Genomic DNA, 25958 nt, shown 5'->3' on the forward strand with positions numbered 1-25958 from the left:
ATGACACAACGCACGAACGCGCCCGCTTTTATTATCAAGGTACTGAATTCATGCCAGTTGTTGTTGTCGAATCTCCTGCCAAGGCCAAAACGATCAACAAGTATCTGGGGGACAATTACACCGTTCTTGCCTCTTACGGCCACGTCCGCGACCTGCCGCCCAAGGACGGGTCTGTCGACACCGAGCATGATTTCGACATGAAATGGGAAGTCGCCAGCGACAGCAAGAAACATGTCAAGGCCATCGCCGATGCGCTGAAGAACGACAACGAACTGATCCTCGCAACCGACCCCGACCGCGAAGGCGAGGCGATCAGCTGGCACCTGCAAGAGACGCTGACCGCCCGCAAGTCGATCAAGAAGGACACGCCGGTCAGCCGCGTGGTGTTCAACGCGATCACCAAGGCCGCGGTAACCGAAGCGATGAAAAACCCGCGTCAGGTCGACATGCCGCTGGTGGAGGCCTATCTGGCCCGTCGCGCGCTGGATTATCTGGTGGGGTTCAACCTCTCTCCGGTGCTGTGGCGCAAGCTGCCCGGCGCGAAATCGGCGGGCCGGGTGCAATCGGTCACCCTGCGCCTGATCGTCGAGCGCGAGATGGAGATCGAAGCCTTCCGCGCCCGCGAATACTGGACCGTCAAGGCGCTGCTGGCGACACCACGGGGTCAGGAATTCGAGGCCCGGCTCGTCACGCTGGCGGGCGACAAGCTGGAAAAATTCGACCTTTCCGATGGCACCAGGGCCGAAATGGCTGTGCAGGCGATCACCAGCCGCGACCTCACCGTCACCAGCGTCGAGGCGAAACCGGCCACCCGCAACCCATCCGCCCCTTTCATGACCTCAACCCTGCAGCAGGAGGCCAGCCGCAAGTTCGGCATGGGCGCGCGCCAGACCATGAGCACCGCGCAGCGCCTATATGAAGCGGGGCACATTACCTATATGCGGACCGATGGCATCGACATGGCGCCCGAGGCCGTGACCATGGCGCGCGACGCGATCAAGGAACGATTCGGCGCCGATTATGTCCCCGGTGAGCCGCGCATCTACAAGAACAAGGCGAAGAACGCGCAGGAAGCACATGAATGCATCCGGCCCACGGACATGACCCGTGATGCGGCCTCGCTCAAGCTTGAATCGGACCAGGCCAAGCTTTACGACCTGATCTGGAAACGCACCCTTGCCTGCCAGATGGCCAGCGCCCGGATGGAGCGGACCACGGTCGAGGTCGGCAGCAAGGACGGTCAGGTCGGCCTGCGCGCGACCGGTCAGGTCGTGCTCTTCGACGGGTTTCTGCGCGTCTATGAAGAAGGCCGCGATGACGTGGTAGACGAGGACGACAAGCGCCTGCCCCAGATCAGCGAAGGCGACAAGATGGACAAGCGCGCCGTCACGCCCGAACAGCATTTCACCCAGCCCCCGCCGCGCTATACCGAGGCGACGCTGGTCAAGCGGATGGAAGAACTGGGCATCGGCCGCCCTTCCACCTATGCCAGCATCGTCACCACGATCCAGGACCGTGAATATGTGCGCCGCGAGGGCCAGCGCCTGATCCCCGAGGACAAGGGCCGTCTGGTCACCGCCTTTCTGGAAAACTACTTCCGCCGCTACATCGGTTATGATTTCACCGCCGATCTCGAAGACCAGCTCGACAAGGTCTCTGCGGCCGATGCGAATTACAAGGATGTGCTGGGCCGGTTCTGGCGCGACTTTTCCGCCGCGATTGCGGAAACCTCCGAGCTGCGCATCACCGAGGTGCTGGAAAAGATCAACGAGGTTCTGGAGCCGCATCTGTTCCCGCCCACCGAAGACGGCAGCGATCCGCGGCTGTGCCCGCATTGCGGTGCGGGCCGGCTTTCGATGCGCACCGCGCGGTCCGGCGGGGCGTTCATCGGCTGCTCCAACTATCCTGAGTGCCGCTATACGCGCCCCTTTGGCCCGCCCGACCCGGAAGCCGAGGCCAGCGCCATCCCCCCCGACGGCAAGCTTTTGGGCACAGATCAGGGCGAGGAGATCCGCGTTTTCAAGGGCCGCTTCGGGCCTTATGTCCAGCGCGGAGAGGTGACGGAAGAGAACAAGAAGCCGCCGCGCCAGTCGATCCCAAAGGAATGGCCGCCGGAGGAGCTGGAGCTTGAACGCGCGCTGATGCTGCTGTCGCTGCCGCGCGAGATTGGTCCGCACCCCGAGGATGGCGTGATGGTCTGGTCCAACATCGGGCGCTATGGCCCCTACCTCAAACACGCGGAAAGCACCTCGCACCGGGGCGGCACCAATGCCAACCTGGAAAACATCGAAGAGGTCTTTACCGTCGGCATGAACCGCGCGGTGCAGCTGCTGGCCGAGAAAGTCGCCAGCCGGGGCGGACGCGGACAGGCCGCGAAACCGCTGCGCGAGCTGGGTGAGCATCCGGAAGCGGGCGGCGCCGTCAATGTGATGAAGGGCAAATACGGGCCCTACGTGAAGTGGGAAAAGATCAATGCGACGATTCCCGACACGATCGACCCCGAAGATCTGACCATGGCGCAGGCGATCACACTGATCGACGAACGCGCGGCCAAGTCCGGCAAGAAAAAACCCGTGGCAAAGAAAAAACCGGCTGCGAAAAAGAAGACCGCCCCCAAAAAACCCGCTGTCAAGAAAGCCTGACTGCGACAAAATGACCGCTGATCAAAGACTTGTGATTTGAACCTGCCCCCGAAGCTTGCCAGACCAGTGGCAAAACTTGAGGCGAAAGGCAGACCAATGACAGAGCATCTGAGCAAGCGCGGTTTCATCATCGGGGCAACGGCTACATTGTTTGCCCCGACTGTCCTGCGGGCAGACCCCGGTGACCTCAACCCGGTGCGGCGCAATGCGACCAGCTTTGTCTCGCAACGCTGGCAGGACCACTTTGACAGCCTGGGCAAGGCCGCCATCGTTGCCGACACCACCAGCCGCGCGCTGCATTTCTGGAGCGGTGACGGAAAGACCTACAATGTCTACCCCACCTCCGTGCCCCGCAGCGACGAGCTGACCAAGCGCGGGTATACAAAGATCGTGCGCAAGCGCGTCGGTCCCGACTGGACCCCGACACCCAGCATGATCGAACGCGACCCGGAGCTGAAATACATGCCCCCCGGCCCGGACAATCCGCTGGGGACCCATGCCATGTACCTGAGCTGGCCCGCCTATCTGATCCACGGCACCCATGACACGCGCAAGATCGGGAGGCAAAGCTCTGACGGCTGCATCGGGCTTTACAACCACATGATCGAAGCCCTGTACCAGATCGCCCCGATCGGGACGCAGGTGCGTATCGTGTAATCCGCCGGTCGGCGCGCAACCCCTGCATGAATTGACTTTGCCGCGACGCGGCGTCACAAGTTCTTCTGACCATAGCGACAGGGGATCATGCAGAATGAACAAAATCTACGCAACCGCCACCGAGGCGCTGGAAGGCGTTCTGTCAGATGGCATGCTGATCGCCGCCGGGGGCTTTGGCCTCTGCGGCATACCGGAATTGCTGCTGCAGGCGATCAAGGAGAATGGTGCCAAGAACCTGACCTTTGCGTCCAACAACGCGGGCGTGGACGATTTTGGCATCGGCATCCTGTTGCAGACCCGGCAGGTGAAAAAGATGATCTCCTCCTACGTGGGCGAGAACGCGGAATTCATGCGCCAGTATCTGTCCGGTGAACTGGAGCTTGAGTTCAATCCCCAAGGCACCCTGGCCGAACGGATGCGCGCGGGCGGCTGCGGCATCCCCGGTTTCTACACCAAGACCGGTGTCGGCACCCAGATCGCTGAGGGCAAGGAAGTCAAACAGTTCAACGGCGAGGATTACATCCTCGAAGAGGGCATTTTTGCCGACCTCAGCATCGTCAAGGCCTGGAAGGCCGACGACACCGGCAACCTGGTGTTCCGCAAGACCGCGCGCAACTTCAACCCGCCTGCCGCCATGTGCGGCAAGGTCTGCATCGCAGAGGTCGAGGAAATCGTGCCGCGCGGGTCGCTTGACCCCGACGCGATCCACCTGCCGGGCATCTATGTGCACCGGATCGTCCAGGGCACCCACGAGAAACGCATCGAACAGCGCACCACGCGCAAGCGGGAGGAAGCATAATGGGCTGGGATCGCAATCAGATGGCCGCACGCGCGGCACAAGAGCTGGAAGACGGCATGTATGTGAACCTCGGCATCGGGATTCCGACGCTGGTGGCCAATTATGTCGGTGACAAGGACATCACCCTGCAATCCGAGAATGGCATGCTGGGCATGGGCCCCTTCCCCCTTGAGGGCGATGAGGACCCCGACCTGATCAATGCGGGCAAGCAGACGATCACCGAACTTTCCCGCACCTCCTATTTCGACAGCGCCATGAGTTTCGGCATGATCCGCGGCGGCAAGATTGCCGCGGCGATCCTGGGGGCCATGGAAGTGGCCGAAAACGGCGATCTGGCGAACTGGATGATCCCCGGCAAGCTGGTCAAGGGCATGGGCGGCGCGATGGACCTTGTCGCAGGGGTCGGCAAGGTCATTGTCGTGATGGACCACCAGAACAAGGCCGGCGAAAGCAAGGTGCTCAAGGAATGCAGCCTGCCGCTGACCGGCAAGGCCGTGGTGGACCGGATCATCACCAACCTTGGTGTGCTGGACGTGGTCGAAGGCGGTTTGAGAATTGTCGAATGCGCAGATGGCGTCACCGAGGACGAGTTGCGCGCGGCGACCGAGGCGACGATTGTCTGAGATCACCCGCGAGGTCAGCGGCAGCAAGGGCCGCTATGTCCTGACCCAGGACGGTCACGAGGCTGAGCTGACCTATTCGCGCCTTGGTGAAACCCAGGTGATCGCCGATCACACCGGCGTACCGGAGGCCCTGAAAGGCACCGGCGCCGGTCTGAAACTGGTGACACGGCTGGTCGAGGATGCGCGTGCCGAGGGTTTCAAGATCGTGCCGCTCTGCCCCTTCGTGAACGCGATGCGGCGGAAACATCCGGAATGGGCGGACGCCTTCAACGTCTGAAGGCCGGGTTGCACGATCTTTTCAAAAAGATCGGACCGGAGTTTTCAAAAACTCCGGTTCTCCCGCCGACCATGCCGCTCTGACCTCTCGTGAGCGGCGGGCGGCGAAAACATCCGTGACTGGCGGAGGCTTTCGATGTCTGCAAGGCCGGGTGTCGCGATCTTTTCAATAAGATCGGGCCGGAGTTTTCAAAAACTCCGTTTCTCCCGCTGACCATGCCGCTCTGACCTCTTGTGAGCGGCGGGTGGCGAAAACATCCGTGACTGGCGAAGGCTTTCGATGTCTGCAAGGCCGGGTGTCGCGATCTTTTCAAAAAGATCGGGCCGGAGTTTTCAAAAACTCCGTTTCTCGCCACTCAGTTCATCGCGGCAAATACACAACCGTCCGAGATCAGCTCGGGCGGGGTCTTGCACAAACCCTTGGCCACCTGGAAGGCCGCCAGCACCTTGGGCACGTAGTCGCGTGTCTCGGCAAAGGGCGGCACACCGGCGTGTTTGCGCACCGAGCCCTCTCCGGCATTATACCCTGCCAGCACCAGGATCGGGTCGCGGTCAAATTCGTCCATCAGCCAGTTCAGGTATTTCACCCCGCCGGTGATGTTCTGGGAAGACGCCAGACTGTCCGTCACCCCGAACCGTTCCGCCGTGGCCGGCATCAGCTGCATCAGCCCCTGCGCGCCGGCCCGGCTGACGGCATCAGGCTTTCCGGCGGATTCCACGGTGATCACCGCCAGCACCAGCGCGGGCGAGACCTGTGTCCCGATGGTGGAACGCAGGATGTCGATGCCGTTGACCTTGGCGATATCCTGCATCTGCTGCAGGCGCGGGCTGTTGACGCGGTCGGCCGCGCCCGCCAGCGTTGCCATCGCGGTTTCCAGACGTCCCGGACCGGATTGCGCAATATTCGGAGATACCTTTTCCCAGAACCAGTCATATTGACCAGGTTCCCTGGGCGTGATGGCCCCCGATGGCTGCGCCACCACGTCGGGGCCGACCCTGGGCTTCAGCGCCGCGGCCTGAACCGCCGGGTCGATCTGGATGCCGATCCGTGGCCGGCTTCCCGGTTTGGGGGCCTTGATCCGCTTGGCGCTGAAATCTGCAAAGGGACGCGCGCTCTCCGCCCATAGCGGTGCCGCCACCATGGCGCCCGAAAAGAGCGCGATTGCCAGAATACGATACATGCCTGCCTGCCGTTGTTTGTTTATCGGCTCGATTTTCAGACAGCTTCCCACAAAATCACTGTCGAAACCAGTAAATCGCGCCGCGCGCCCTGCCAAAACCCTTAAATCGAGGCAGGAATTGCGGCAATTTCGCCATAATTCGCCCCAAGATCTTTCGAATTTAACTAAACCCACACGTGTATCGCGGGAAATTTCGTTTGATAACATGTGCTTGTAAATTTTTTGGCCAGAGATGGGCGAAAAAACCAAAAAGTCACATTTGCCGCCAAATTCATGCCCCAATCAGACAGCTATATAGCGTCATACCAAGTCGGACAGGCGCTCAACTGAGAGAACGGCGCCACCAACGGACGGCAGGGTGTAACCTTAAAACCTGATCCTTGGAGGGACAAAACATGATGAACTTCTTCGCAAACTTCAAATCTGACGAATCCGGCGCCGTGACTGTTGACTGGGTCGTGCTGACCGCCGCCGTTGTTGGCCTGGCCGTCGCAGCCTACTCCTCGATCCAGACCGGCGCTTCCGGCCTGACCGACCGTACAGCGACATACCTGGACAACCGTACACCCGGCACCAACTAATTCTCACCTGATGGTGTGAAATTGCGGGGCCGCACTCTGATGATCAGACTGCGGCCCCGTTTTCGTCCCGGTCGGACGATCGGGTCAACCCTCTTTAAGAGGAGCACAACCATGTTGCGCAAACTGAAGCAATTCCGAAAATCCGAACGTGGCGCAGTCACGGTGGATTGGGTTGTCCTGACTGCTGCAGTCGTCTCACTGGCGGTTGTAATTGTTGTGGCGATCCACAACGGCGCAGAAAGCGTGGGCGATGGCACCGGCACCTGGCTGGGCAATCGATTGGTCGGGAACTGACCACAAACTGACTTGACGGGCCGGCCTCCGGGTCGGCCTTTCGGGCGCTCTTCTCCGATGATCCTGACCCTGTCAGCGTCGCGGCGGCGGGCGCCCAACCCTTTCCACCGGAGAGGCAAAGTTTCGTCATATTCGGCTGCTACGCCGGATGTTGACAAAGAGGCGTCGGGCAATCCCGGCACGAATGAGCAAGAGGTGATAACATGCGGATGGTATTTGGACTGGTCCTTTTGGTGGGCATCGCGCTTGCCGGCGGGGCGGTATATCTGGCCAAGGATCGGATCGCGCAATACCAACTGGCGAATGCGCGCGCTCAGGAAGCCTTGTCCCAGGTTGTGCCCACGGTTTCGGTCTTTGTCGCCGAAGGCCCCCTGAAATACGGGCAGCGGCTGACTCCGGAGGACGTGCGCGAAGTTGCATGGCCCGAGAATGCCATCCCCGAAGGGGCCTTTACAGATTATGCGGTCCTCTTCCCCGAAAATACGGATGAACCCCGCGTTGTCCTGCGCGCCATGGAGAAAGACGAAGCAATCATGGCGCTCAAGGTCACGGCACCGGGTGAAGATACCGGTCTGACCTCGCGGCTGGAACGCGGCAAACGCGCGTTTACCATCAAGGTTGACGTCTCCAGTGGCGTTTCGGGCTTCCTGCGTCCGGGCGACAAGGTCGATGTCTATTGGACAGGCCGCGTCAGCATCAACCGCGACACACCCAGCACCGAAGTCACCAAGCTGATCGAGGCCGGCGTGCAATTGATCGCGGTGGACCAATCTGCCGGTGGCGAGCTGAGCGAGGCGACCATCGCCCGCACCGTCACCGTTGCCGTCAGCCCGCAGCAGGTTGCCGGGCTTGCCCAGGCGCAATCGACCGGGAACCTCTCGCTGTCGCTGGTGGGTGCCGAAGATGACACGGTGGCCTCTGCCATCGAAGTGGACCAACGCGCGCTGCTTGGCATCGCTGCCGAGGAAATCAAGGCCGAAGTTGCCAAGGAAAAGGTCTGCACCATCCGCACACGGCGCGGTGCTGAAGTGGTCGAACTGCCGATCCCCTGCACCAACTGATCAGCCCCAAGGCCATCAAGGTTGTTGGAAACCAATCGCTTGACCCGGCGCCGCAGTGATGCGGCGCCGGTTCGGTTTTGCGTTATGTTGCTATTTGTCCACATAAGAAAACCAGCCGAACACCTTGATTCTTGCAATAAAATCGAAACTGACGCAGAGTGTTTCAAACGACGGGCGAAAAGACCCTACATTGAGGCGTGATCAAAAAGGCAGGTCACATGAAAATCGACAGATTTCTGAAAGCGGCTCTATTGGGCCTGACACTGACCGCTGCGCCTGTCGCAGTGCTCGCTCCCCTGACCGCCCAGGCGGATACGCTGCGGGTCATGAAACGTGGCACGAACGCGGCGCTCAACGTGCCGATGAACCGTGCGGTGGTGGTGGAAAGCGATATCCCCTTTGCCGAGCTCAGCATCGCCAACCCCGGTATCGCGGATATTTCATCGCTCTCCGATCGCACCATCTATGTGCTGGGCAAATCGCCGGGTCTGACCACGCTGACACTGCTTGACGCAAGCGGCCAGCTGATCACCAACGTCGATGTGCGCGTCGCGGCGGATGTGTCGGAGTTCAAGGAACGCCTGCGGCAGATCATGCCCGGTGAGAATATCGAAGTGCGCACCGCCAATGACGGCATCGTGTTGTCGGGCATCGTCTCTTCCACCCAGCGCCTTCAACGCGCGCTGGACCTCGCGGAGCGCTACGCCCCCGAACGGGTGTCCAACCTGATGAGCGTCGGTGGTATCCAGCAGGTGATGATGAAAGTGCGCTTTGCAGAAATGCAGCGCAACGTTTCCAAATCGCTTGGCGCATCGCTGGCGCTGAACGGGGCCATCGGCGGCACCGGGATCAACGGCGGCACCGGAACGACAAATACCTCCGGCGGGGTCGCAGGCTCGCTTGGTGGCAACATTCCAGCCGGCAACCAGAACGCGGGCGCGGTCCTCTTCGGATTCAATGCAGGATCGACCCAGGTTGGTATCCTGTTGGAAGCATTGGAAGAAAAAGGTGTCGTCCGGTTCCTGGCAGAGCCGAACCTGGTTGCACTTTCCGGGCAGGAGGCAAAATTCCTCGCCGGTGGCGAATATCCCGTCCCCGTGGCGCAGACGGACAACCGGATCTCGGTCGAATTCAAGCCTTTTGGCGTCGAACTGGTATTTATCCCCCGCGTGGTCGACAAGGATCTGATCAACCTCGAACTCAAGGCGGCGGTTTCCGCCATCGACCCGACCAACAGCCTCGAACTGGGCAACGGCATCTCGATTGCCGCCTTCACCCGGCGCGAGACCTCCAGCACGGTTGAAATGCGCGACGGTGAAAGCTTTGCCATCGCGGGGCTTCTGACCGACGACTTTACCGACAATTCCCGGCAGTTGCCGTGGATCGGCGATGTACCGGTCCTGGGCGCCCTCTTCCGCTCCGCGGATTATCAGCGCAGCCAGACCGAACTTGTCATCATCGTGACCGCGCATCTGGTCACACCGACCCGTGGCGAAGCGCTTGCGCTGCCCACCGACCGGATCAAGCCGCCTACCGAGAAGGACCTGTTCCTTTATGGCCGCACCGCAGAAGGCACACGCGCCCCGAGCAAGGGTGCCGCCGGCGAGGTTGCCAAACAGGACTTTGGCGGGTCATATGGTTATGTACTGGACTGAACAGATGACACCAATGCTGGTCATGAAACTCAAAGTAACCACTGCTTCGGCAGCTCTGGCCGCCCTTCTGGGCTGCGCGCCCAGTTCCGATCCGGTCTATACCCAGTTCTACAGCGAGGCGGGCGCGCTGGCCGATACCGGCTACTTTGGCAATGCGACGCTGAACAACCGTCTGGTGATGACGGGCGAGCGGCAATATACCTTCGATCTGGCCAACCGCTTTGCCAACGAAGTGACATCGGTCGTGAACTTCGATTTCAATTCATCGCAGCTGGATGGCAACGCCCAGGCGATCCTGCGCCAGCAGGCCGGCTGGATCCGCCAGTTCCCGGAAATCCGCTTCCGCGTCTACGGTCACACCGACGCGGTGGGATCGAACCGCTATAACAAGGGCCTTGGCCTGCGCCGCGCCAATGCTGTCGTCAGCTACCTGTCGACACTGGGCATCAGCCGCAGCCGTCTCGAAGCTGTGGTGTCCTTTGGTGAAACCCAGCCCCTGATCGTGACACAGGGCCGCGAGCGCAGGAACCGCCGTACCGTGACCGAGGTCAGTGGTTTTGTGGAACGCCACCCCACCGTTCTGGATGGCAAATACGCGCAGATCATCTATCGCGACTACGTCGCAAGCGGTGTGCCCCCCAGTCAGCTGAGCGAGACGCTGACCGCAGGGGTCGGCGGCCAGTAAACCGGACAGCAGGGGGCCATTGGCCCCCTTCTTCTTGCCCGTCCCCTGCCTTTTTGGCCCCGACGGAGCGGTCTGATCAATCTCAACCGCAGCGCCTGATCGTTTCAACATACCCAACAATCAGACCGTTTTGGCCCCAATCTCGCCCAAGTTTGCCGCGATATTCACGCAATAGGACAGATGTGTCTGTGCAGAATGCCAGACATGGGTGACCGCGCGGGATCGAAACTGCATTGAACCTGCAGCAGCTCCAGCCGCCAAGCCCTTGTGAGTAGAGGATAAAGGCTATGAGTAGTGTAATGCCCCAACCAGAAACAGCGCCGATTGTTGCCTGTACCGTCAGCCGTGACGTGCAGAACTTCGATCTTTTGATCGAGGACATGGAAGATTCCATGGGCGAAAGCTGGGGCGATCTCGGGTTTGCCGAGGCACTTGCCTTTTTCAACCAGCCCGAAGCCAATGCGATGGAATTCATCGCCCTGGCGATGGACCAGGAGGACGAGGACAACCTGGTGCTGATGACCCAGATCATCAGCCAGGCCAAGGCCCACGATATCAAGGTCATCCTGATCGCAGAGGATGTAACCCCCGCCGCGCTGCACAGCCTGCTGCGGCAGGGCGCGGATGAATTTGTTCCCTATCCCCTGCCCGAAGGCGAGTTGGCGCAGGCCATCGACCGCGTGCGCATGGTCGACCAGGCAGTCCAGCAGCACGTCGAAGCCAGCGGACCCAGCCTGCGTGCAGGTGCCAACAAGAATGGCGCGGTGATCGTGGTACACGGTCTTGCCGGTGGCACCGGCAGCACCACCATGGCGGTGAACCTGGCTTGGGAACTGGCCACAGCCGACAAGAAAAACGCGCCCTCGGTGTGCCTGCTGGATCTCGATTTCCAGTACGGTTCCGTTGCGACCTTCCTCGACCTGCCGCGCCGCGAGGCCGTCTACGAGATGCTGTCTGACACTGAAGCAATGGACGACGAAATTTTCGGTCAGGCGATGCTGACCTATGAAGACAAGCTGAACGTGCTGACCGCCCCCACGGATATGCTGCCGCTGGACCTGCTGGGCTCCGAAGACATCGAACGTGTGCTGAGCATCGCGCGCAGCCAGTTCGATTATGTGGTGATCGACATGCCCTCGACGCTGGTGCAATGGTCTGAAACCGTTCTCAACCAGGCGCATGTCTATTTTGCCATGCTCGAACTCGACATGCGGTCGGCCCAGAACACGCTGCGGTTCAAGCGCGCGCTGCAATCAGAGGATCTGCCGGTTGAAAAGCTGCGCTATGTGCTGAACCGCGCGCCCAAGTTCACGGACCTGAACGGCAAGAGCCGCGTCAAGCGGATGGCGGAATCGCTGAGCATCTCCATCGACGTGCAACTGCCGGACGGGGGCAAGCCGATCACGCAGGCCAATGACCACGGCCTGCCGCTTGCCAATTCCGCGCCGAAAAGCCCGCTGCGCCGCGAAATCGCCAAGCTTGCCGCCTCAATCCATCACTTGAAAGGCGACCAGGCCGAAGCGGCCTGATCCCCGAACTGAAAGAGCCTGCCATGTTTTCGAAATACAAGAAGACGCCAGAGACCGCAGCGGCCCGCAAACCGGCGGCGGTGGTTGACCTCGCACCGCCACCCGCTGCCCATGCGGCCAAAACGGTGGTGCGCAAGGCCGCGCAACCCGCCGCAGCCGCACCCATCGACAAGGATGTGAAGCGCAAGCAGCGGATGGGCGAGATCAAGCTGGAACTGCACCGCGCCCTGCTGGACAACCTGAACCTGGCGGCGCTGGAACATGCAAGCGAAGCCGACCTGCGTCAGGAAATCAACGCGATCTCGGCGGAGATTCTGGCCGAGAAAAGCATCGTTCTGAACCGCGAAGACCGGATGACGCTGAACTCCGAGCTCTTTGACGAGGTGACGGGCCTTGGGCCGCTGGAAACCCTGCTCAAGGACGATACGGTCAACGATATCCTGGTGAACGGCCCGCAGCAGATTTTCGTCGAACGCGACGGCAAGCTGCAGCTGACCGATATCACCTTCAAGGACGAAAAACACCTGCTACGCATCATCGACAAGATCGTCAGCGCCGTGGGCCGCCGGGTGGATGAATCCAACCCCTATGTGGACGCCCGTCTGCAGGATGGCTCGCGCTTCAACGCGATGGTGCCGCCGGTTGCGGTGGACGGCAGCCTTGTTTCCATCCGTAAGTTCAAGAAAGACAAGCTGGGGATCGACGATCTGGTGAATTTCGGTGCCTTCACCGAGGAAATGGCCGCCTATCTGCAAGCCGCCGTGGCGACCCGCCTGAACATCATCGTGTCGGGCGGCACCGGTTCGGGCAAAACCACGACGCTGAACGCCCTGTCGTCCTTCATCGACAACGCCGAGCGTATCCTGACCATCGAGGATACGGCGGAACTTCAACTGCAGCAGACCCATGTGGGCCGGATGGAAAGCCGCCCCGCCAACGTCGAAGGCAAGGGCGAGGTTTCCCCCCGCGACTGTCTGAAAAACGCCCTGCGGATGCGTCCTGACCGGATCATCGTGGGCGAGACACGTGGCGAGGAAGTCATCGACATGTTGCAGGCCATGAACACCGGCCACGACGGTTCGATGACCACGATCCACGCCAACTCCGCCCGCGACGGCGTGTCCCGTCTGGAGAACATGATCGCCATGGCCGGGATCGAAATGCCGCTGAAAGCCGTGCGCAGCCAGATCTCCTCGGCTGTGAACCTGATCGTGCAGGCCAGCCGCCTGCAGGACGGTTCGCGCCGCATGACTTCGATCACCGAGATCACGGGCATGGAGGGCGATGTCATCTCCATGCAGGAAATCTTCCGCTATCAGCGCGTGGGCCTGACACCCGACAACAAGATCATCGGCCATTTCACCGCCACCGGGGTGCGCAGCCACTATGCGGAACGCTTCCGCATGTGGGGCTATGACCTGCCCTCGTCCATCTATGAACCGATTGCGGCCCAATAGGCCGTATCCCAGGAACCCCCCGGCCCGCCGGGCCGCGTCACAAGAATGCATCTGCCCTGTAAGGAATTAGTGCTATGAGCGCCGAACCAATCATCTACGGCCTGATCTTCATCGGTGTTCTGGTGCTGGTCGAAGGCCTTTACCTTGTCGCCTTTGGCAAATCCATCAGCCTCAACAGCCGCGTGAACCGCCGCCTTGAGATGCTGGAAAAAGGCACCCGCCGCGAGGAGGTGCTGGACAAGCTGCGCAAGGAAATGCAGCAGCACATGGATGCCAAGACCATCCCGCTGTATTCGCTGCTGTCGATCAAGGCACAAAAGGCGGCCATCGCCTTTACGCCCAAGCAGCTTCTGATGATCATGGCCGGGGTCTCTGCCGCGGCCTTCATGGCGCTGACCGTGGGCACCGAAACCGACGCGCCGGTGCGCGCCCTTCTGTCGGTCGGCATCGGTGTCGGCGGCGTCTATTTCTGGATCTCGGCCAAGGCGAACAAACGCATGGGCATGATCGAGGAACAGCTGCCCGATGCGGTGGAGCTGATGGTGCGTTCGCTTCGGGTGGGGCATCCGTTCTCCAACGCCATTTCCATTGTCTCAAAGGAAATCCAGGATCCGCTGGCCTCCGAATTCGGGGTGATCGCCGATGAATCCGCCTATGGCCGCGACGTGGGCGAGGCGCTGAAAGACATGGCCGAACGCCTGGACATGCAGGATCTGCGCTTTCTCGCCGTGGCCGTGACGATCCAGCAGCAATCAGGTGGTAACCTGGCCGAGATCCTCGCCGGTCTGGCCAAGGTGATCCGCGCCCGTTTCCGCCTGTTCCGCCGGGTCAAGGCGATCACGGCAGAGGCAAAATGGTCCGGCAAGTTCCTGTCCGCCTTCCCCATCGTGGCGCTGATCGTGATCAACGTCTCCGACCCGCATTACTATGACGAAGTGCGCGACCACGCCCTGTTCATTCCCGCCTGTTTCCTCGTGGGTATCTTCCTGGCGATGAACCTCTTTGTGATGCGCATTCTCACCGACATCAAAGTGTAAGGCAGAGACATGGATATCCTTTTGCAGATCAACGATCAGGTCACCCGGACCCTCGGCCCGATGGGGTTGATCATCATCGCTGGTGTCGTGGGCTTTGTCATGGTGGCCACCGCCGCCATCATGTACCTGCGCCAGCCCGAAGACCCGCTGACCAAGCTCAAGCGCAACGCGGCGAACCCGGGCAAGGCAGACCAGAACGCCAGGCTGCGCCAGGCCGACCAGAACGCACAATTGCAGAAATTCGCCAAATTCCTCGAACCCGAGGATGTTGCCGAACTCTCCGCCAAACAGCTCATGCTGCGCCAGGCCGGATATCAGTCGCGCGACGCGGTGCGCATCTTCTACTTCGCACAGATGGCGCTGGGGCTGCTCGGCATGGCTGCGGGCATCTTCTACACCGGTGTGCTGGGCGGCGGCGAAGGCATGAGCACGCAAAAGACAATGATCTACACCCTGATGCCCGGCGCATTGGGATATTTCCTGCCGAAATACTGGGTGACGCGCCGCGTCGAGGCCCGCAAGGAGGAAATCACCCGTGGTTTCCCTGACGCGCTCGACATGATGCTGGTCTGCGTCGAGGCCGGCCAGTCGCTTGACCAATGTATCGTCCGCGTCAGCGCCGAACTGCGCGCCTCCTACCGCGCCCTGTCCGAGGAATTCCAGATCGTCGCCTACGAGATGAAGGCCGGCAAGGACAAGATCACGGTCCTGAATGACATGGGCGAACGCTGCGGCGTGCAGGACGTGTCATCCTTCGTGACCGTGCTGGTGCAATCGGCCGCCTTCGGGACGTCGATCTCGGACGCGCTGCGGGTCTATGCCGCGGAAATGCGTGATAAACGCGTGATGCGCGCGGAAGAGGCCGCAAACAAGTTGCCAACCAAGATGACCCTTGCCACAATGATGCTCACGGTGCCGCCGCTGCTGATCATTCTTGTGGGTCCTTCGGTCCATGGCATCACGCAACTTGGCAATATGGGTGGACTGGCGGAATAATGACACCACGACACGGGCGCGGATCTATCCGTGCCCTTGCCCTGACCACGATCCTTGGATTGGCCGCCTGTTCACCGGGCGGCTTTTCTGCGTCGAAATCCGAACAGGTCTATGCCCCCGGCGTCGACCAGCGGGCAGAGGCGGTTGACGGTGTCGAAGTGGGCCACCGCCTGATTGCCGCCGGGCAATACGAACTGGCCATCAAATCCTTCAACCGTGCAGCGCTCGACCAGGGGCTCAACGGCGAAGTGCTGTCGGGTCTCGGTTCCGCCAACCTCGGGCTTGGCCGTCTGGGACAGGCCGAAACCCTGCTGCGCCGCGCCGTGAAGGAAGATGGCAGCCAGCCCGAAGTCTGGAACAACCTGGGCGTTGTCCTGATGGAACGGGGCAAGACCGTCGAGGCCGAGCAGATCTTCAAAAAGGCCTATGCGCTCGACAATGGCCAAAGTGACGCAATCCGCGACAATCTTCGCTTGGCACTCGCCAAATCGCAAAATTCTGATAACGTAGAACTTGACGACAACGATTATAAGCTGGTGCGCCGGGGCGGCGGTGATTTTCTGATCACAGCCCCTCTTTAACGACACCGGCATCGAGGTAGAGCAGAAAAGGACGCAAACATGCGCCACCCTATTCTTTTGGCCGTCTGCATCGCAGGCGTGACCACTGTTGCAGGCTGCGGTGAAAAAGACGCAAACGCCACTGTCGAACGCGCCTTCAAGGACGTCAACGTGGTCGACGAGAGCAATCTTTCCGATGTGATGCTGACGGTTGCGGACCCGAACGAGGCGGTGACCTATTTCGCACGCGCCACCGCCGAGAAACCCGATGACATCAGCCACCAGCGCGGCCTTGCATCTTCGCTGATCCGGGCAAAACGGGTGACAGAGGGTGCCGTCGCCTGGTCCAAGGTGACCAAGATGAAAGGCGCCACCAGCGACGACAGCGTCGAATATGCCGATGCGCTGATCCGCGCGGGCGACTGGGCCAAGGCGGAAAAAATCCTCGATGGCGTGCCGCCCACCCATGAGACATTCAAGCGCTACAGGCTTGAGGCGCTGGTCGCCGACAGCAAGCAGGAATGGAAGAAGGCCGACAGCTTTTACGAGATCGCAGTCGGGCTGACCACCACGCCGGGTGCCGTCATGAACAACTGGGGCTATTCCAAACTGACCCGCGGCGATTATGCCGATGCGGAGCGGCTGTTCTCTGAAGCCGTGCGTCAGGACACCACCCTGTTCACCGCCAAGAACAACCTGATCCTGGCCCGCGCCGCACAGCGCGACTACACCCTGCCCGTGATCCCGATGGACCAGACAGAGCGCGCGCAACTGCTGCACACCATGGCATTGTCCGCGATCAAGAAAGGCGATGTGGAAACCGGCAAAGGGCTGTTGCGCGAAGCCATTGACACCCATCCGCAGCATTTCGAAGCCGCCGTGCGATCGCTGCGCGCTTTGGAAAGCTAGTCTCTTGACGATCAGCGCCACGGACGCACTGTGGTTCCTGCCCTTTGTCCTGCCGATCTGTCTTTACGTCGCCTATACCGACATGGCGCTGATGAAGATCACCAACAAGGCTGTCATCCTGCTGGCCCTGATCTTTGTCGTGCTGGGTTTCTTCCTGTTGCCTTTCGACGTCTACCTGTGGCGGCTTGCGGCACTGCTGATTGTGCTGGCAGTGGGTGTGGTCCTGAACGCGGCCGGGGTCCTGGGCGCGGGTGACGCCAAATTCGCCGCGGCCGCCGCGCCTTACATCGCATTGGGTGACCTGCGGCTGCTGATCTCGCTGTTCATGGTGACCCTTCTGGCGGCTGTCGTGGCACACAAGGGGGCCAAATATTCCCCCCTGCGCCGGATGGCCCCGGAATGGGTCAGCTGGGAGCAGACCAAGAAATTCCCCATGGGCCTCGCCCTTGGCCCCACTTTGGCCATCTATCTGATCCTGGGTGCCCTCTATGGCGCCTGATAAACGCCATAATCCCACGTTAAACCCCGTCTGAGCAGCAACGCCCCGCCCGACAGGAGCCGCACCGTGAACATGCAGACCACCGCCGTCATGGCCCCGCCGCCGCCGAAGCGGCTCGAAGACATGAAATTGCCGATCGTGATGATGCGGGACATCCTGCTCAAGACGATCTTCCGCAAGAACGTCGAGCTTGTCAGCGAACTCTCGGCTGCCATCTGCCTGCCGATCCCGGTGACCCAGGAGCTGGTGGACATGGCCCGCACCCAGCGCCTGCTGGAGGCAACAGGCACGCTGAATGCCCAGAACGGCAACGAAATGGGCTACCAGCTGACGGACGCAGGCAAGGCCCGCGCGCTGGACGCGCTGGCGCAGTCGGAATACTTCGGCCCGATGCCGGTGCCGCTGGACGTCTACCGCGAACAGGTCAAACGCCAGTCGGTGCGCAACCTGCAGATCACCCGCGAACAGCTGACCGGCGCCATGGGCCACCTGGTGCTGCCCGACAGCCTGCTCGACCACCTCGGCCCCGCTGTCGGCGCAGGCCGGTCGATCCTGATGTACGGCCCGCCCGGCAACGGCAAATCCTCGATCTCAAACGGCATCCGCGACGCGCTCGGCGACAGGGTCTATGTGCCGCGCGCCATCGAATACGCCAGCCAGGTGATCACGGTCTATGATCCTATCGTGCATTCCAAGGCCGAGGACGAAGTGCAGGATCCGACATCGCTGCGCCGTGTCACCCGCTATGACATGCGCTATGTCTGCTGCGAACGGCCCACGGTGATCACCGGGGGCGAATTGTCGCTCGACATGCTCGATCTGGTCTACAACCCCACCGCGCGCACCTATCAGGCACCTCTGCAGCTGAAATCCACCGGGGGCATCTTCATCGTCGATGACCTTGGCCGGCAAAAGGAACCGCCTCAATCCATCGTCAACCGCTGGATCGTGCCACTGGAGGAAAGCAAGGACATCCTTGCCCTGCAATCGGGCGAAAAGTTCGAGGTGCCTTTCGACACGCTGGTGATCTTCTCCACCAACTTCCACCCGAACGAGATCTTTGACCAGGCCGCCCTGCGCCGCATCTTCTTCAAGATCAAGATCGACGGCCCGAACCAGCAGAACTTCCTCAAGATCTTTGCCATGGTCGCCAAGAAACGCGGCATGCCGCTGGACGAGGCGACATTGGTGCATCTGCTCAAGGTGAAATACCCGACGATCGACAACATCTATGCGAATTACCAGCCAATCTTCCTGATCGACCAGATGATCGCGATCTGTGAATTCGAAGGCATCCCCTACCAGATGAGCCCCGATCTGATCGACCGCGCCTGGGCGAACATGTTCGTGAAGGACGAACATATCGTGAAATAGATGCACCCAATCCGACCGGCTGACGCGAACGGCACCTGGTTCACCAGGGGTTTACGGAAATCAGGCGCTGTTTTCCGCGCCACGACCCGCATTCAAAAAGCGTTGTCGTGACCTGACGCTGCCGGAAATCAGAGATTTCAACGCTCAGATGACAAGAACTGCCTCAAGGTAAACGCGAAACGCTCTTATCCATTTCTTTTTGGCCCCAAATATTCCCGGGGGTCCGGGGGCTGGCCCCCGGTCTGTGCCATGCTACCTTGCCCGACATGCGCCCCCTGCCCCCCCTCTTCTCCGACTGGTTCGCCGCCAAGGGCTGGTCCATCCACCCGCACCAGCAGGCGATGCTGGACCGCGCGGATGACCCCGCCCTTCTGCTCATCGCACCCACCGGCGGGGGCAAGACGCTGTCGGGCTTCCTGCCCACGCTGATCGACCTTGCCGATGGGCAGCACGAGGGGATGCACACGCTTTATGTCTCGCCGCTGAAGGCGCTGGCCGCCGATATCAAACGTAACCTGACCACCCCGGTGCAGGAGATGTCGCTGCCCGTCACCATCGACGAACGCACCGGCGACACCCCCTCCGCGCGCCGCCGCCGCCAGCGCGCCGACCCGCCCAATATCTTCCTCACCACACCGGAAAGCCTCGCCCTGCTGGTCAGCTATGACGACGCGCCGCGCATGTTTCGCGGCCTCAAGCGGGTGGTGATCGACGAAATCCATGCCCTGGCGGAAAGCAAGCGGGCCGACCAGCTGATGCTGGCACTGGCGCGGTTGCAGACCCTCTGCCCCGATCTGAAGCGCGTGGGGCTTTCCGCCACGGTGGAAGACCCCGCCGCCATTGCCCATCTGATGGCCCGCCACCCCGACCCCTGCGAGATCCTGCTGGCCGATCCCGGCCCGGCCCCCGACATCCGGATGCTGCGCACCGAAGAGGCTCCACCATGGTCCGGCGGCGGTGCGGCCTATGCCATCCCGGCGGTGCTGGAAGAGGTGCGCAAGCACAGAACCACGCTGATCTTCCACAACACCCGCGCCCAGGCCGAGATCTTCTTTCACAACCTCTGGCTCGCCAATGACGACAGCCTGCCCATCGGCATCCACCACGGCAGCCTCGACCGCGACCAGCGCCAGCGGGTAGAGGCGGCGATGGTCCGTGGCGACTTGCGCGCCATCGTCTGCACCGGGAGCCTCGATCTGGGAATCGACTGGGGCGATGTGGACCTGGTGATCCAGATCGGCGCGCCCAAGAACGTCAAACGTCTGGTGCAGCGCATCGGCCGCGCCAACCACCGCTACAACGCCCCTTCCAAGGCGCTGCTGGTGCCCGCCAACCGCTTTGAAGTGGTGGAATGTGTCGCTGCCCTCGATGCGGTGCTGGCGGGGGAGCTGGACGGCGACCCGCGCGGCCCCGGCCCGCGCGACGTGCTGTGCCAGCACATCCTGATCGCCGCCTGCGCCGGGCCCTTCGACGCCGAGGCGCTTTTTGCCGAAGTCACTTCCGCCGGCGCCTATGCGGCCCTGTCCCGCGCCGAATTCGACGCCTGCCTCGCCTTTTGCGCAACGGGCGGCTATGCCCTGCGCGCCTATGACCGCTGGCAACGCCTGCTGCAGCGCCCCGACGGGCGGTGGCAGCTGCGCGACCCCCGCGCGGCACAGCGCATCCGCATGAACATCGGCACCATTCAGGACACCGACACGCTCAAGGTCCGCCTGCGCCGCAACCGGGGCGGCAAGCCGCTGGGCGAGATCGAGGAAGGCTTTGCCGCCAGCCTGACCCCCGGCGACACCTTCCTGATCGGCGGGCAGATCGTGAAATACGAGGGCCTGCGCGAGATGACGGTGGAGGTCAGCCGGGATGCTGCCCGAAAGCCAAAGATCGCCACCTTCATGGGCACCAAATTCGCCACATCGACGCAGCTTTCCGCCCGGGTGCAGGAGATGTTCACGCAAGACAACTGGCCCGACCTGCCACGCCACACCGCCGAATGGCTGCATCTGCAGCGTGAGGTCAGCCAGCTGCCGCAGCCGGGCCGCCTGCTGATCGAGAGTTTTCCCCATGACGGGCGCGAACAGACGGTCGTCTACGGCTTTGCCGGGCGCAACGGGATGCAGACCCTGGGCCTCTTGCTGACCAAGCGGATGGAGGAACTGGGCCTGCATCCCCTGGGCTTTGTCGCCACCGATTATGCCACGCTGATCTGGGGTCTGGAGGCGCTCAAGGACCCCGCGCCGCTCTTTGACCCCGCAGCGCTTCACGAGGGGCTGGAGACCTGGCTGGCAGGCAATGCGGTGATGAAACGCACCTTCCGCGCCTCCGCCACCATCGCGGGGCTGATCGAACGCAACACGCCCTCGGCGCGCAAGTCGGGGCGGCAGGCGACGTTTTCCTCGGACATCCTATATGACACGCTGATGCGCTACGACCCGGACCACCTGATGCTGCAGATCACCCGCGAAGAGGCCCTGCGCGGTTTGGTGGATTTCGGCCGCATCGAAGAAATGCTGACCCGCATCGGCGGCCGCATCGACCACCGCCGCCTGTCCCGGGTGACACCGCTGGCCGCACCTCTGTTCCTTGAAATGGGCCGCGTCCCGGTCCAGGGCGAGGCCGAAGAGCGCCTGCTGGCGGAAGAGGCCGCCCGGCTGATGGAAACCTCCGGCCTTGCGCAGATCACCCCGGCGCCGTCGAACAAACAAAAATGGCGGGCGGGGTTCTGAACGCAGGTGCAGGTGGCCTCAAGGGCCGCAGAGCGGAGGTTCAATTGAAGCAGTCCGCCGGGTGCCAGGCCGGGCAGCGCCTCATGTCGCAGCGGATCTGGGGGCTGAGCGGAAAAGACGGCCTTCGATCTTGCTACTATAATGTTTGCTTTCGGCCCTGAGCTGCCGTTAAAGCATGACTAAGCGAGAGGCAGAGATCGTCTCGACATGTCCTCTCGTCTCAAAAATATCGGGGTAGCCTTTCTAGAATGTTCCAGTATCCTAGATTTGCGAACTGATCGGAAAGCGCATTGATAATTCAGCCAACACTTCTTAAAATAGCCGCGCAGAATGTTTCGTCTCGCGTGTTTGTTTGCGGCCCCGGGTATTCGTCCGATGGAATAGCTGTTCGAGATATGGCGCGTGATGCACTTCAGAAAATACCAAATGTCAAAGCCCACTACGGCGAAGAAATTGAGAGCCAAAGCAATTACAAGAGACAATCAACCGACCTGCAAACGCTCGAAGTCCGGTTCGCCCACGATGTTGACTTCACACTTCTGATCCTAGAATCTCCAGGCTCTATTGCAGAGCTTGGAACATTCACTCAAATTCCCGGAATAAGGGAGCGACTGATTGTTTTGTTGTCCGGCAGATTCTACCGAGCAGAAAGCTACATCTCACGGGGCCCCCTAAGCTTGCTCACCCGCCTCAATCCAAACAGTGTCATCTATTTCGATGCAGAAAATAAAAACGAGATGTTGGATCGCGTAAGGTATCCACTGACGTTTTTCAAATACGCTCAATACCTGAACCGATTTGACTATCTAAGAAATACGATGCTCCGCTACCAGAGAAAGCCCGCCAACTATTCCGGCTATATTAAGCCAATTCGCGAACAGTACCAGATGGCGACCACACTGATTGCAGTCTTGATAGGTGATAGGCCTAGCTACTCTGAGCTGCTCCTATCTTCTGGACTTCACCCCGACCAGCTAAACTCAGCACTGCATAGCTTGTACAAAGCGGGGAAAATCGAAAAGGTTGGTTCTGGCCGCTACCGCTCGGTGAACGGCTTTGCGGACGATCTCTTGGAGCCGTTTAGTTCGACCGCGATCAGCAAAACTCGATCAAAGAGGCTGGCCGCTGCTTGACGTCAGCCCCCGCTGAGGTAGTGTTGACGTATTCCTAGCAATTCCCTGCGAGGGGAGACGCAATGTCATCGTTGCGGGCACGCGAAGTACGCAGAAGCCTGCCATGCAATAAACCGATCCGAGGGTTTCCTCGCATGCGTTTTATTGCCTGGCATCGAGAGAGAGAAGAAGTAGGAATGGGTGCTGCGGACGATTGCAAGGACTTGGCGTCTCTTGCTGATTTCTTGGGATTTGCTCCGCAGCACATCTTCTACTTAGTCGAAGACCCGAACAGGTGCTACGTCTCCATCGAAATTCCGAAAAACTCTGACCCCACAAAGTTTCGAAAACTAGACATCCCCATATCAGAGTTGAAAGGCGTTCAGCGCGCGATCAACAAGAAGATCCTGTCTGAGTTTCCGGTTGATGAGTGCGTACACTCATATGTGACCGCTCGGTCAATTCTAACGGCGGCCAGAGAGTTTTGCCCAGGTCGTGCTGTCTTAAAGGTGGATATTGAAGACTTCTTCCCATCTATCACCTTCGTGCGGGTTTTAGGACTTTTCAAGGCACTTGGCTTCACAGACGCGGCTTCCTTCATCCTTGCTCGACTAACCACATTCGGGGATCGCTTGGCTCAAGGCGCTCCAACAAGCCCTGCCATATCAAATTTGATCATGCGAAGTATTGACCTTCGCCTGAAAAGGTTGGCGACCACTTGGGAGTTGAAGTACCTAAGGTATAGCGACGACATGTTCTTCCACAAGGAAAAGAACTTCAACCATCCGAAGCTGGCTGCCTATGTTTCAAAGATTATCTTGGATGGTGGTTTTGCCGCAAACGAGGACAAAACCAAGTTCCATCCAAAAGGCCTGCCTCGAACTACGTTGGGCCTCCTGACACATGGCGAGAAACCGAAGATACCGGGAAGCCAGCGTCGTGTTTACAGGTCGATGTTTTTCAAAGCTTCTAGAAGCATCCATTGGGCGCACGAAAACCGAGAAAAGCTACGTGGCATTATCGAATGGTACAAATGCGTCTATGGGCGAGATGATACCTACACGCAATACCGTGCAATTTTGGACAATGAGGCGCGGCTGAGAATTCACGATACCTATCAGAGTAAGTAGGGTAAGTTTAACCAGCAGTGCGGTTTTCATTTTTGGGCTATTTCTGCCGTTGGTGCATGCTGCAGCAAACGACCGCTTCCCGCCCAAGTTACCCATCTTCAGCATCGAAGAACCCGGGTTCGCAGCTCGCATTCGCGCGCCTCGCCAGATGACCGAAACGCCACGTTGAAAAGGGCAATCAAACAGCCCTGCAGCGCTGGCTACCGCAAAACCGCTTGCTGCAAATATCTCTGTAAATCACTGCAGATTTTCGCGTCACGCTACAACAACATCCAAACACCTTCATCCATCCCCTTGCCAAACCGGGTCATTTAAAACATGAACAAAGGATGAACGGATGTGACTTCACCCTTTCCGGAACACAGCTGACCGCGCTGGGGTCCGGGGCGCTCTGGTGGCCGGAGCAAAGCCTGCTCTGCATCAGCGATCTGCATCTTGGCAAATCCGAGCGGATCGCCCGGCGCGGCGGGGCTGCGCTGCCGCCCTATGACACGCGCGACACGCTGACCCGGCTGGCCGCTGACCTTGCGCTGTCAGGGGCGCGGACGGTGGTCTGCCTTGGCGACAGCTTTGATGATGCGCAGGCGGCCCGCGCCCTGCCCGAGGAGGAACGGCTGTGGATCGCGCGGCTGCAGGCGGGGCGGCGCTGGATCTGGATCGAGGGCAACCATGACCCCGGCCCGATGGACCTTGGCGGCAGTCATCTGGTGGAACTGCCCCTGGCGCCGCTGACCTTTCGCCATATCGCCCAGGCCGGTGCCAGCGGCGAAGTGTCGGGCCATTACCATCCCAAGGCCAGCGTCAGCACCCGCAACACCCGCATCACCCGTCCTGCCTTCCTGCATGACAGCGACCGTCTGATCCTGCCCGCCTATGGCACCTATACCGGCGGATTGCACAGTCACACGGAGGTGCTTTGTGCCTTGATGCGCCCCGAAGCCCGCGCCATCCTGACCGGCAAGACCCCCCTCGCCATCCCCATGCCAAGATAGGATACCCGATGTCACCAGAAGCCGTTCAGCGCATCCGCGACAGCTTTGCCGCGCAAAGCATGATGGCCACGCTGGGGGCTTCCCTTGATGCGGTGGCCAGTGGCGAGATCCGCATTTCGGCCCCGATCCTGCCGGGCGCACGGCAACAGCAGGGCTTTGGCCATGCGGCGCTGACCTTTGCCTTGGGCGATACTGCTGCGGGCTATGCGGCGCTGTCGGTGTTGCCGATGGACAATGAGGTCGTCACCGCCGAGATCAAGATCAACCTGCTGGCCCCGGCGCGCGGCGACCGCCTGTTTGCCATTGGCAAGGTGGTGAAACCCGGCAAGCGGCTTTGCGTTGTCACAGCCGAAGTTTTTGCGGAAACGGATGGCAGGCAAAAGCGCATCGCCATCCTGCAAGGCACAATGGTGCCTGTGCCGATCTGACCCCTTACCGGGTCAGAACAAGCCCGCCTGTCTTGCCGCGTCACGTTTGCCCCGCGCGACAGGAACTTCGGCACCATCCGACATCACCAGCACATCCCGCCCCTGCACGCGCCGATGGGCGGTGACCGCATCCAGGCTGACCCAATGGGAGCGATGGGTTTGCAGGCCCCGCACCCCGTCCAGCGCTTCGACAGCCTCGCCAAGCCGCATCAGGATCAGGGTGCTGCCCCGCGCCGTCACGATCTTGAGGTAATGGTCCTGCGCCTCGATCCGCACCAGCGGGCCGCGCAGTTCAAGCGGAAGACGGCGCAGAAACAAGGCGGCGGGGTCGGCGGGTGCCTCTGTCGGCTGCGGGTTGGCCAGCCACCTGCGTGCAAGATAGACCAGACCGTTCGCCACCAGCACCGTCGCGCCGACAATGGCGATCATGTATCCAAGGCCCCCGCCCACCTGCCCGCCAAAGACAAGACTGTTGATCCCATGGATCAAGGTGGCCAGCACCAGTGCAAAGGCGGACCAGAAGGCAATCTTGCGCGGCAGGCTGTCAGGCACGAACCGCCGCAGCAACGTGGTGCAGAGGATCGACAGCGCCACGACCCCCGCCCAATAGGCGGCGCGGCCCGCAAAACCCAGCGCTTCATGGGTGCCGAAGGGGCCCGCAACGGCACAAAGCAGTGTCACCAGCAGCCATAAAGCCACCAGGAAACCAAGCCTTTGCCACTCGCGATGCGTCAGATGCATCTGCCGCCTTCTCTTTGCCA

At 60.8% G+C, this 25958-nt stretch carries 25 protein-coding genes; 23 read left to right on the top strand and 2 right to left on the bottom strand.

Annotation, left to right across the window (positions count from 1 at the left end; translation table 11 throughout):
- Window positions 1-50 precede the first annotated feature (50 nt).
- From topA to PVW51_RS17865, 5 genes are all read left to right on the top strand, one after another.
- Entirely contained in the window at window positions 51-2642 is a 2592-nt protein-coding gene (gene topA, locus PVW51_RS17845) for a type I DNA topoisomerase (protein WP_274576425.1), read from the top strand.
- 96 nt (window positions 2643-2738) lie between these two features.
- Window positions 2739-3299: a L,D-transpeptidase gene (locus tag PVW51_RS17850; RefSeq protein WP_269367553.1), complete on the top strand. Its 561-nt coding sequence runs from the start codon at window positions 2739-2741 to the stop codon at window positions 3297-3299.
- Window positions 3300-3393: 94 nt separating this feature from the next.
- Window positions 3394-4098, top strand: a complete 705-nt coding sequence (locus PVW51_RS17855; RefSeq protein ID WP_269367552.1) for a CoA transferase subunit A — start codon at window positions 3394-3396, stop codon at window positions 4096-4098.
- On the top strand, window positions 4098-4721 hold the full coding sequence (locus PVW51_RS17860) for a 3-oxoacid CoA-transferase subunit B (RefSeq protein ID WP_269367551.1): 624 nt from the start codon (window positions 4098-4100) through the stop codon (window positions 4719-4721). Before PVW51_RS17855 ends, PVW51_RS17860 begins: the two co-directional genes overlap by 1 nt.
- Window positions 4669-4998, top strand: a complete 330-nt coding sequence (locus PVW51_RS17865) for a GNAT family N-acetyltransferase (protein ID WP_443069638.1) — start codon at window positions 4669-4671, stop codon at window positions 4996-4998. The genes PVW51_RS17860 and PVW51_RS17865 overlap by 53 nt, the downstream gene beginning before the upstream one ends.
- Window positions 4999-5353: 355 nt before the next feature.
- Here PVW51_RS17865 and PVW51_RS17870 read toward each other — a convergent pair whose 3' ends face one another.
- Entirely contained in the window at window positions 5354-6178 is an 825-nt protein-coding gene (locus tag PVW51_RS17870; protein WP_205388093.1) for a lytic transglycosylase domain-containing protein, read from the bottom strand.
- A 395-nt stretch (window positions 6179-6573) separates the two neighbouring features.
- Here PVW51_RS17870 and PVW51_RS17875 point away from each other — a divergent pair, with 395 nt between their 5' ends.
- The 18 genes from PVW51_RS17875 (at window position 6574) to PVW51_RS17960 (ending at window position 25197) form a co-directional block, all read left to right on the top strand.
- On the top strand, window positions 6574-6759 hold the full coding sequence (locus PVW51_RS17875; RefSeq protein ID WP_114272684.1) for a hypothetical protein: 186 nt from the start codon (window positions 6574-6576) through the stop codon (window positions 6757-6759).
- 111 nt (window positions 6760-6870) lie between these two features.
- The gene (locus PVW51_RS17880) at window positions 6871-7053 is read left to right on the top strand and encodes a hypothetical protein (protein ID WP_114272683.1); all 183 of its coding nucleotides are present in this window, start codon (window positions 6871-6873) and stop codon (window positions 7051-7053) included.
- Between the two features lie 203 nt (window positions 7054-7256).
- Window positions 7257-8114, top strand: a complete 858-nt coding sequence (gene cpaB, locus PVW51_RS17885) for a Flp pilus assembly protein CpaB (protein ID WP_269367549.1) — start codon at window positions 7257-7259, stop codon at window positions 8112-8114.
- A gap of 218 nt (window positions 8115-8332) precedes the next feature.
- The gene (locus PVW51_RS17890; RefSeq protein WP_269367548.1) at window positions 8333-9769 is read left to right on the top strand and encodes a type II and III secretion system protein family protein; all 1437 of its coding nucleotides are present in this window, start codon (window positions 8333-8335) and stop codon (window positions 9767-9769) included.
- A complete protein-coding gene (locus tag PVW51_RS17895; RefSeq protein ID WP_274576432.1) occupies window positions 9756-10454 on the top strand; it encodes an OmpA family protein in 699 nt (232 codons plus the stop codon). The genes PVW51_RS17890 and PVW51_RS17895 overlap by 14 nt, the downstream gene beginning before the upstream one ends.
- Window positions 10455-10741: 287 nt before the next feature.
- Complete coding sequence (locus PVW51_RS17900) at window positions 10742-11983, top strand: AAA family ATPase (RefSeq protein ID WP_269367546.1); 1242 nt, start codon at window positions 10742-10744, stop codon at window positions 11981-11983.
- Window positions 11984-12006: 23 nt separating this feature from the next.
- The gene (locus tag PVW51_RS17905; protein ID WP_269367545.1) at window positions 12007-13440 is read left to right on the top strand and encodes a CpaF family protein; all 1434 of its coding nucleotides are present in this window, start codon (window positions 12007-12009) and stop codon (window positions 13438-13440) included.
- A 74-nt stretch (window positions 13441-13514) separates the two neighbouring features.
- Entirely contained in the window at window positions 13515-14477 is a 963-nt protein-coding gene (locus tag PVW51_RS17910; RefSeq protein WP_114272678.1) for a type II secretion system F family protein, read from the top strand.
- A 9-nt stretch (window positions 14478-14486) separates the two neighbouring features.
- A complete protein-coding gene (locus PVW51_RS17915) occupies window positions 14487-15473 on the top strand; it encodes a type II secretion system F family protein (protein WP_274576433.1) in 987 nt (328 codons plus the stop codon).
- On the top strand, window positions 15473-16054 hold the full coding sequence (locus PVW51_RS17920) for a tetratricopeptide repeat protein (RefSeq protein WP_269367543.1): 582 nt from the start codon (window positions 15473-15475) through the stop codon (window positions 16052-16054). Before PVW51_RS17915 ends, PVW51_RS17920 begins: the two co-directional genes overlap by 1 nt.
- 39 nt (window positions 16055-16093) lie before the next feature.
- The gene (locus tag PVW51_RS17925; protein ID WP_274576434.1) at window positions 16094-16942 is read left to right on the top strand and encodes a tetratricopeptide repeat protein; all 849 of its coding nucleotides are present in this window, start codon (window positions 16094-16096) and stop codon (window positions 16940-16942) included.
- Between the two features lie 4 nt (window positions 16943-16946).
- On the top strand, window positions 16947-17441 hold the full coding sequence (locus PVW51_RS17930) for a prepilin peptidase (protein ID WP_269367541.1): 495 nt from the start codon (window positions 16947-16949) through the stop codon (window positions 17439-17441).
- 66 nt (window positions 17442-17507) lie between these two features.
- Window positions 17508-18815 carry an ATPase gene (locus PVW51_RS17935; protein WP_269367540.1) on the top strand — a complete coding sequence of 436 codons (1308 nt, stop codon included), beginning with the start codon at window positions 17508-17510 and terminating at the stop codon, window positions 18813-18815.
- A gap of 266 nt (window positions 18816-19081) precedes the next feature.
- Window positions 19082-21535: a ligase-associated DNA damage response DEXH box helicase gene (locus tag PVW51_RS17940; protein WP_274576437.1), complete on the top strand. Its 2454-nt coding sequence runs from the start codon at window positions 19082-19084 to the stop codon at window positions 21533-21535.
- A 290-nt stretch (window positions 21536-21825) separates the two neighbouring features.
- Complete coding sequence (locus PVW51_RS17945) at window positions 21826-22668, top strand: retron St85 family effector protein (protein WP_274576438.1); 843 nt, start codon at window positions 21826-21828, stop codon at window positions 22666-22668.
- A 134-nt stretch (window positions 22669-22802) separates the two neighbouring features.
- On the top strand, window positions 22803-23777 hold the full coding sequence (locus PVW51_RS17950; protein ID WP_274576440.1) for a reverse transcriptase domain-containing protein: 975 nt from the start codon (window positions 22803-22805) through the stop codon (window positions 23775-23777).
- 329 nt (window positions 23778-24106) lie between these two features.
- The gene (gene pdeM / locus PVW51_RS17955; RefSeq protein ID WP_269367653.1) at window positions 24107-24769 is read left to right on the top strand and encodes a ligase-associated DNA damage response endonuclease PdeM; all 663 of its coding nucleotides are present in this window, start codon (window positions 24107-24109) and stop codon (window positions 24767-24769) included.
- An 8-nt stretch (window positions 24770-24777) separates the two neighbouring features.
- Window positions 24778-25197: a PaaI family thioesterase gene (locus PVW51_RS17960; RefSeq protein WP_269367652.1), complete on the top strand. Its 420-nt coding sequence runs from the start codon at window positions 24778-24780 to the stop codon at window positions 25195-25197.
- Window positions 25198-25209: 12 nt separating this feature from the next.
- On the opposite strand, the gene PVW51_RS17965 is transcribed toward PVW51_RS17960, so the two are convergent.
- Entirely contained in the window at window positions 25210-25938 is a 729-nt protein-coding gene (locus tag PVW51_RS17965; RefSeq protein ID WP_274576443.1) for a LytTR family DNA-binding domain-containing protein, read from the bottom strand.
- Window positions 25939-25958: the final 20 nt, after the last annotated feature.

This window comes from Sulfitobacter sp. PR48 (assembly GCF_028807335.1).
Taxonomy (GTDB): Bacteria; Pseudomonadota; Alphaproteobacteria; order Rhodobacterales; family Rhodobacteraceae; genus Sulfitobacter.

Coding starts and splice junctions, on each gene's coding strand:
- topA (WP_274576425.1), top strand. CDS start 51: ATGCCAGTTGTTGTTGTCGAATCTCCTGCCAAGGCCAAAACGATCAAC.
- PVW51_RS17850 (WP_269367553.1), top strand. CDS start 2,739: ATGACAGAGCATCTGAGCAAGCGCGGTTTCATCATCGGGGCAACGGCT.
- PVW51_RS17855 (WP_269367552.1), top strand. CDS start 3,394: ATGAACAAAATCTACGCAACCGCCACCGAGGCGCTGGAAGGCGTTCTG.
- PVW51_RS17860 (WP_269367551.1), top strand. CDS start 4,098: ATGGGCTGGGATCGCAATCAGATGGCCGCACGCGCGGCACAAGAGCTG.
- PVW51_RS17865 (WP_443069638.1), top strand. CDS start 4,669: ATGGCGTCACCGAGGACGAGTTGCGCGCGGCGACCGAGGCGACGATTG.
- PVW51_RS17870 (WP_205388093.1), bottom strand. CDS start 6,178: ATGTATCGTATTCTGGCAATCGCGCTCTTTTCGGGCGCCATGGTGGCG.
- PVW51_RS17875 (WP_114272684.1), top strand. CDS start 6,574: ATGATGAACTTCTTCGCAAACTTCAAATCTGACGAATCCGGCGCCGTG.
- PVW51_RS17880 (WP_114272683.1), top strand. CDS start 6,871: ATGTTGCGCAAACTGAAGCAATTCCGAAAATCCGAACGTGGCGCAGTC.
- cpaB (WP_269367549.1), top strand. CDS start 7,257: ATGCGGATGGTATTTGGACTGGTCCTTTTGGTGGGCATCGCGCTTGCC.
- PVW51_RS17890 (WP_269367548.1), top strand. CDS start 8,333: ATGAAAATCGACAGATTTCTGAAAGCGGCTCTATTGGGCCTGACACTG.
- PVW51_RS17895 (WP_274576432.1), top strand. CDS start 9,756: ATGTACTGGACTGAACAGATGACACCAATGCTGGTCATGAAACTCAAA.
- PVW51_RS17900 (WP_269367546.1), top strand. CDS start 10,742: ATGAGTAGTGTAATGCCCCAACCAGAAACAGCGCCGATTGTTGCCTGT.
- PVW51_RS17905 (WP_269367545.1), top strand. CDS start 12,007: ATGTTTTCGAAATACAAGAAGACGCCAGAGACCGCAGCGGCCCGCAAA.
- PVW51_RS17910 (WP_114272678.1), top strand. CDS start 13,515: ATGAGCGCCGAACCAATCATCTACGGCCTGATCTTCATCGGTGTTCTG.
- PVW51_RS17915 (WP_274576433.1), top strand. CDS start 14,487: ATGGATATCCTTTTGCAGATCAACGATCAGGTCACCCGGACCCTCGGC.
- PVW51_RS17920 (WP_269367543.1), top strand. CDS start 15,473: ATGACACCACGACACGGGCGCGGATCTATCCGTGCCCTTGCCCTGACC.
- PVW51_RS17925 (WP_274576434.1), top strand. CDS start 16,094: ATGCGCCACCCTATTCTTTTGGCCGTCTGCATCGCAGGCGTGACCACT.
- PVW51_RS17940 (WP_274576437.1), top strand. CDS start 19,082: ATGCGCCCCCTGCCCCCCCTCTTCTCCGACTGGTTCGCCGCCAAGGGC.
- PVW51_RS17950 (WP_274576440.1), top strand. CDS start 22,803: ATGCGTTTTATTGCCTGGCATCGAGAGAGAGAAGAAGTAGGAATGGGT.
- pdeM (WP_269367653.1), top strand. CDS start 24,107: ATGAACGGATGTGACTTCACCCTTTCCGGAACACAGCTGACCGCGCTG.
- PVW51_RS17960 (WP_269367652.1), top strand. CDS start 24,778: ATGTCACCAGAAGCCGTTCAGCGCATCCGCGACAGCTTTGCCGCGCAA.
- PVW51_RS17965 (WP_274576443.1), bottom strand. CDS start 25,938: ATGCATCTGACGCATCGCGAGTGGCAAAGGCTTGGTTTCCTGGTGGCT.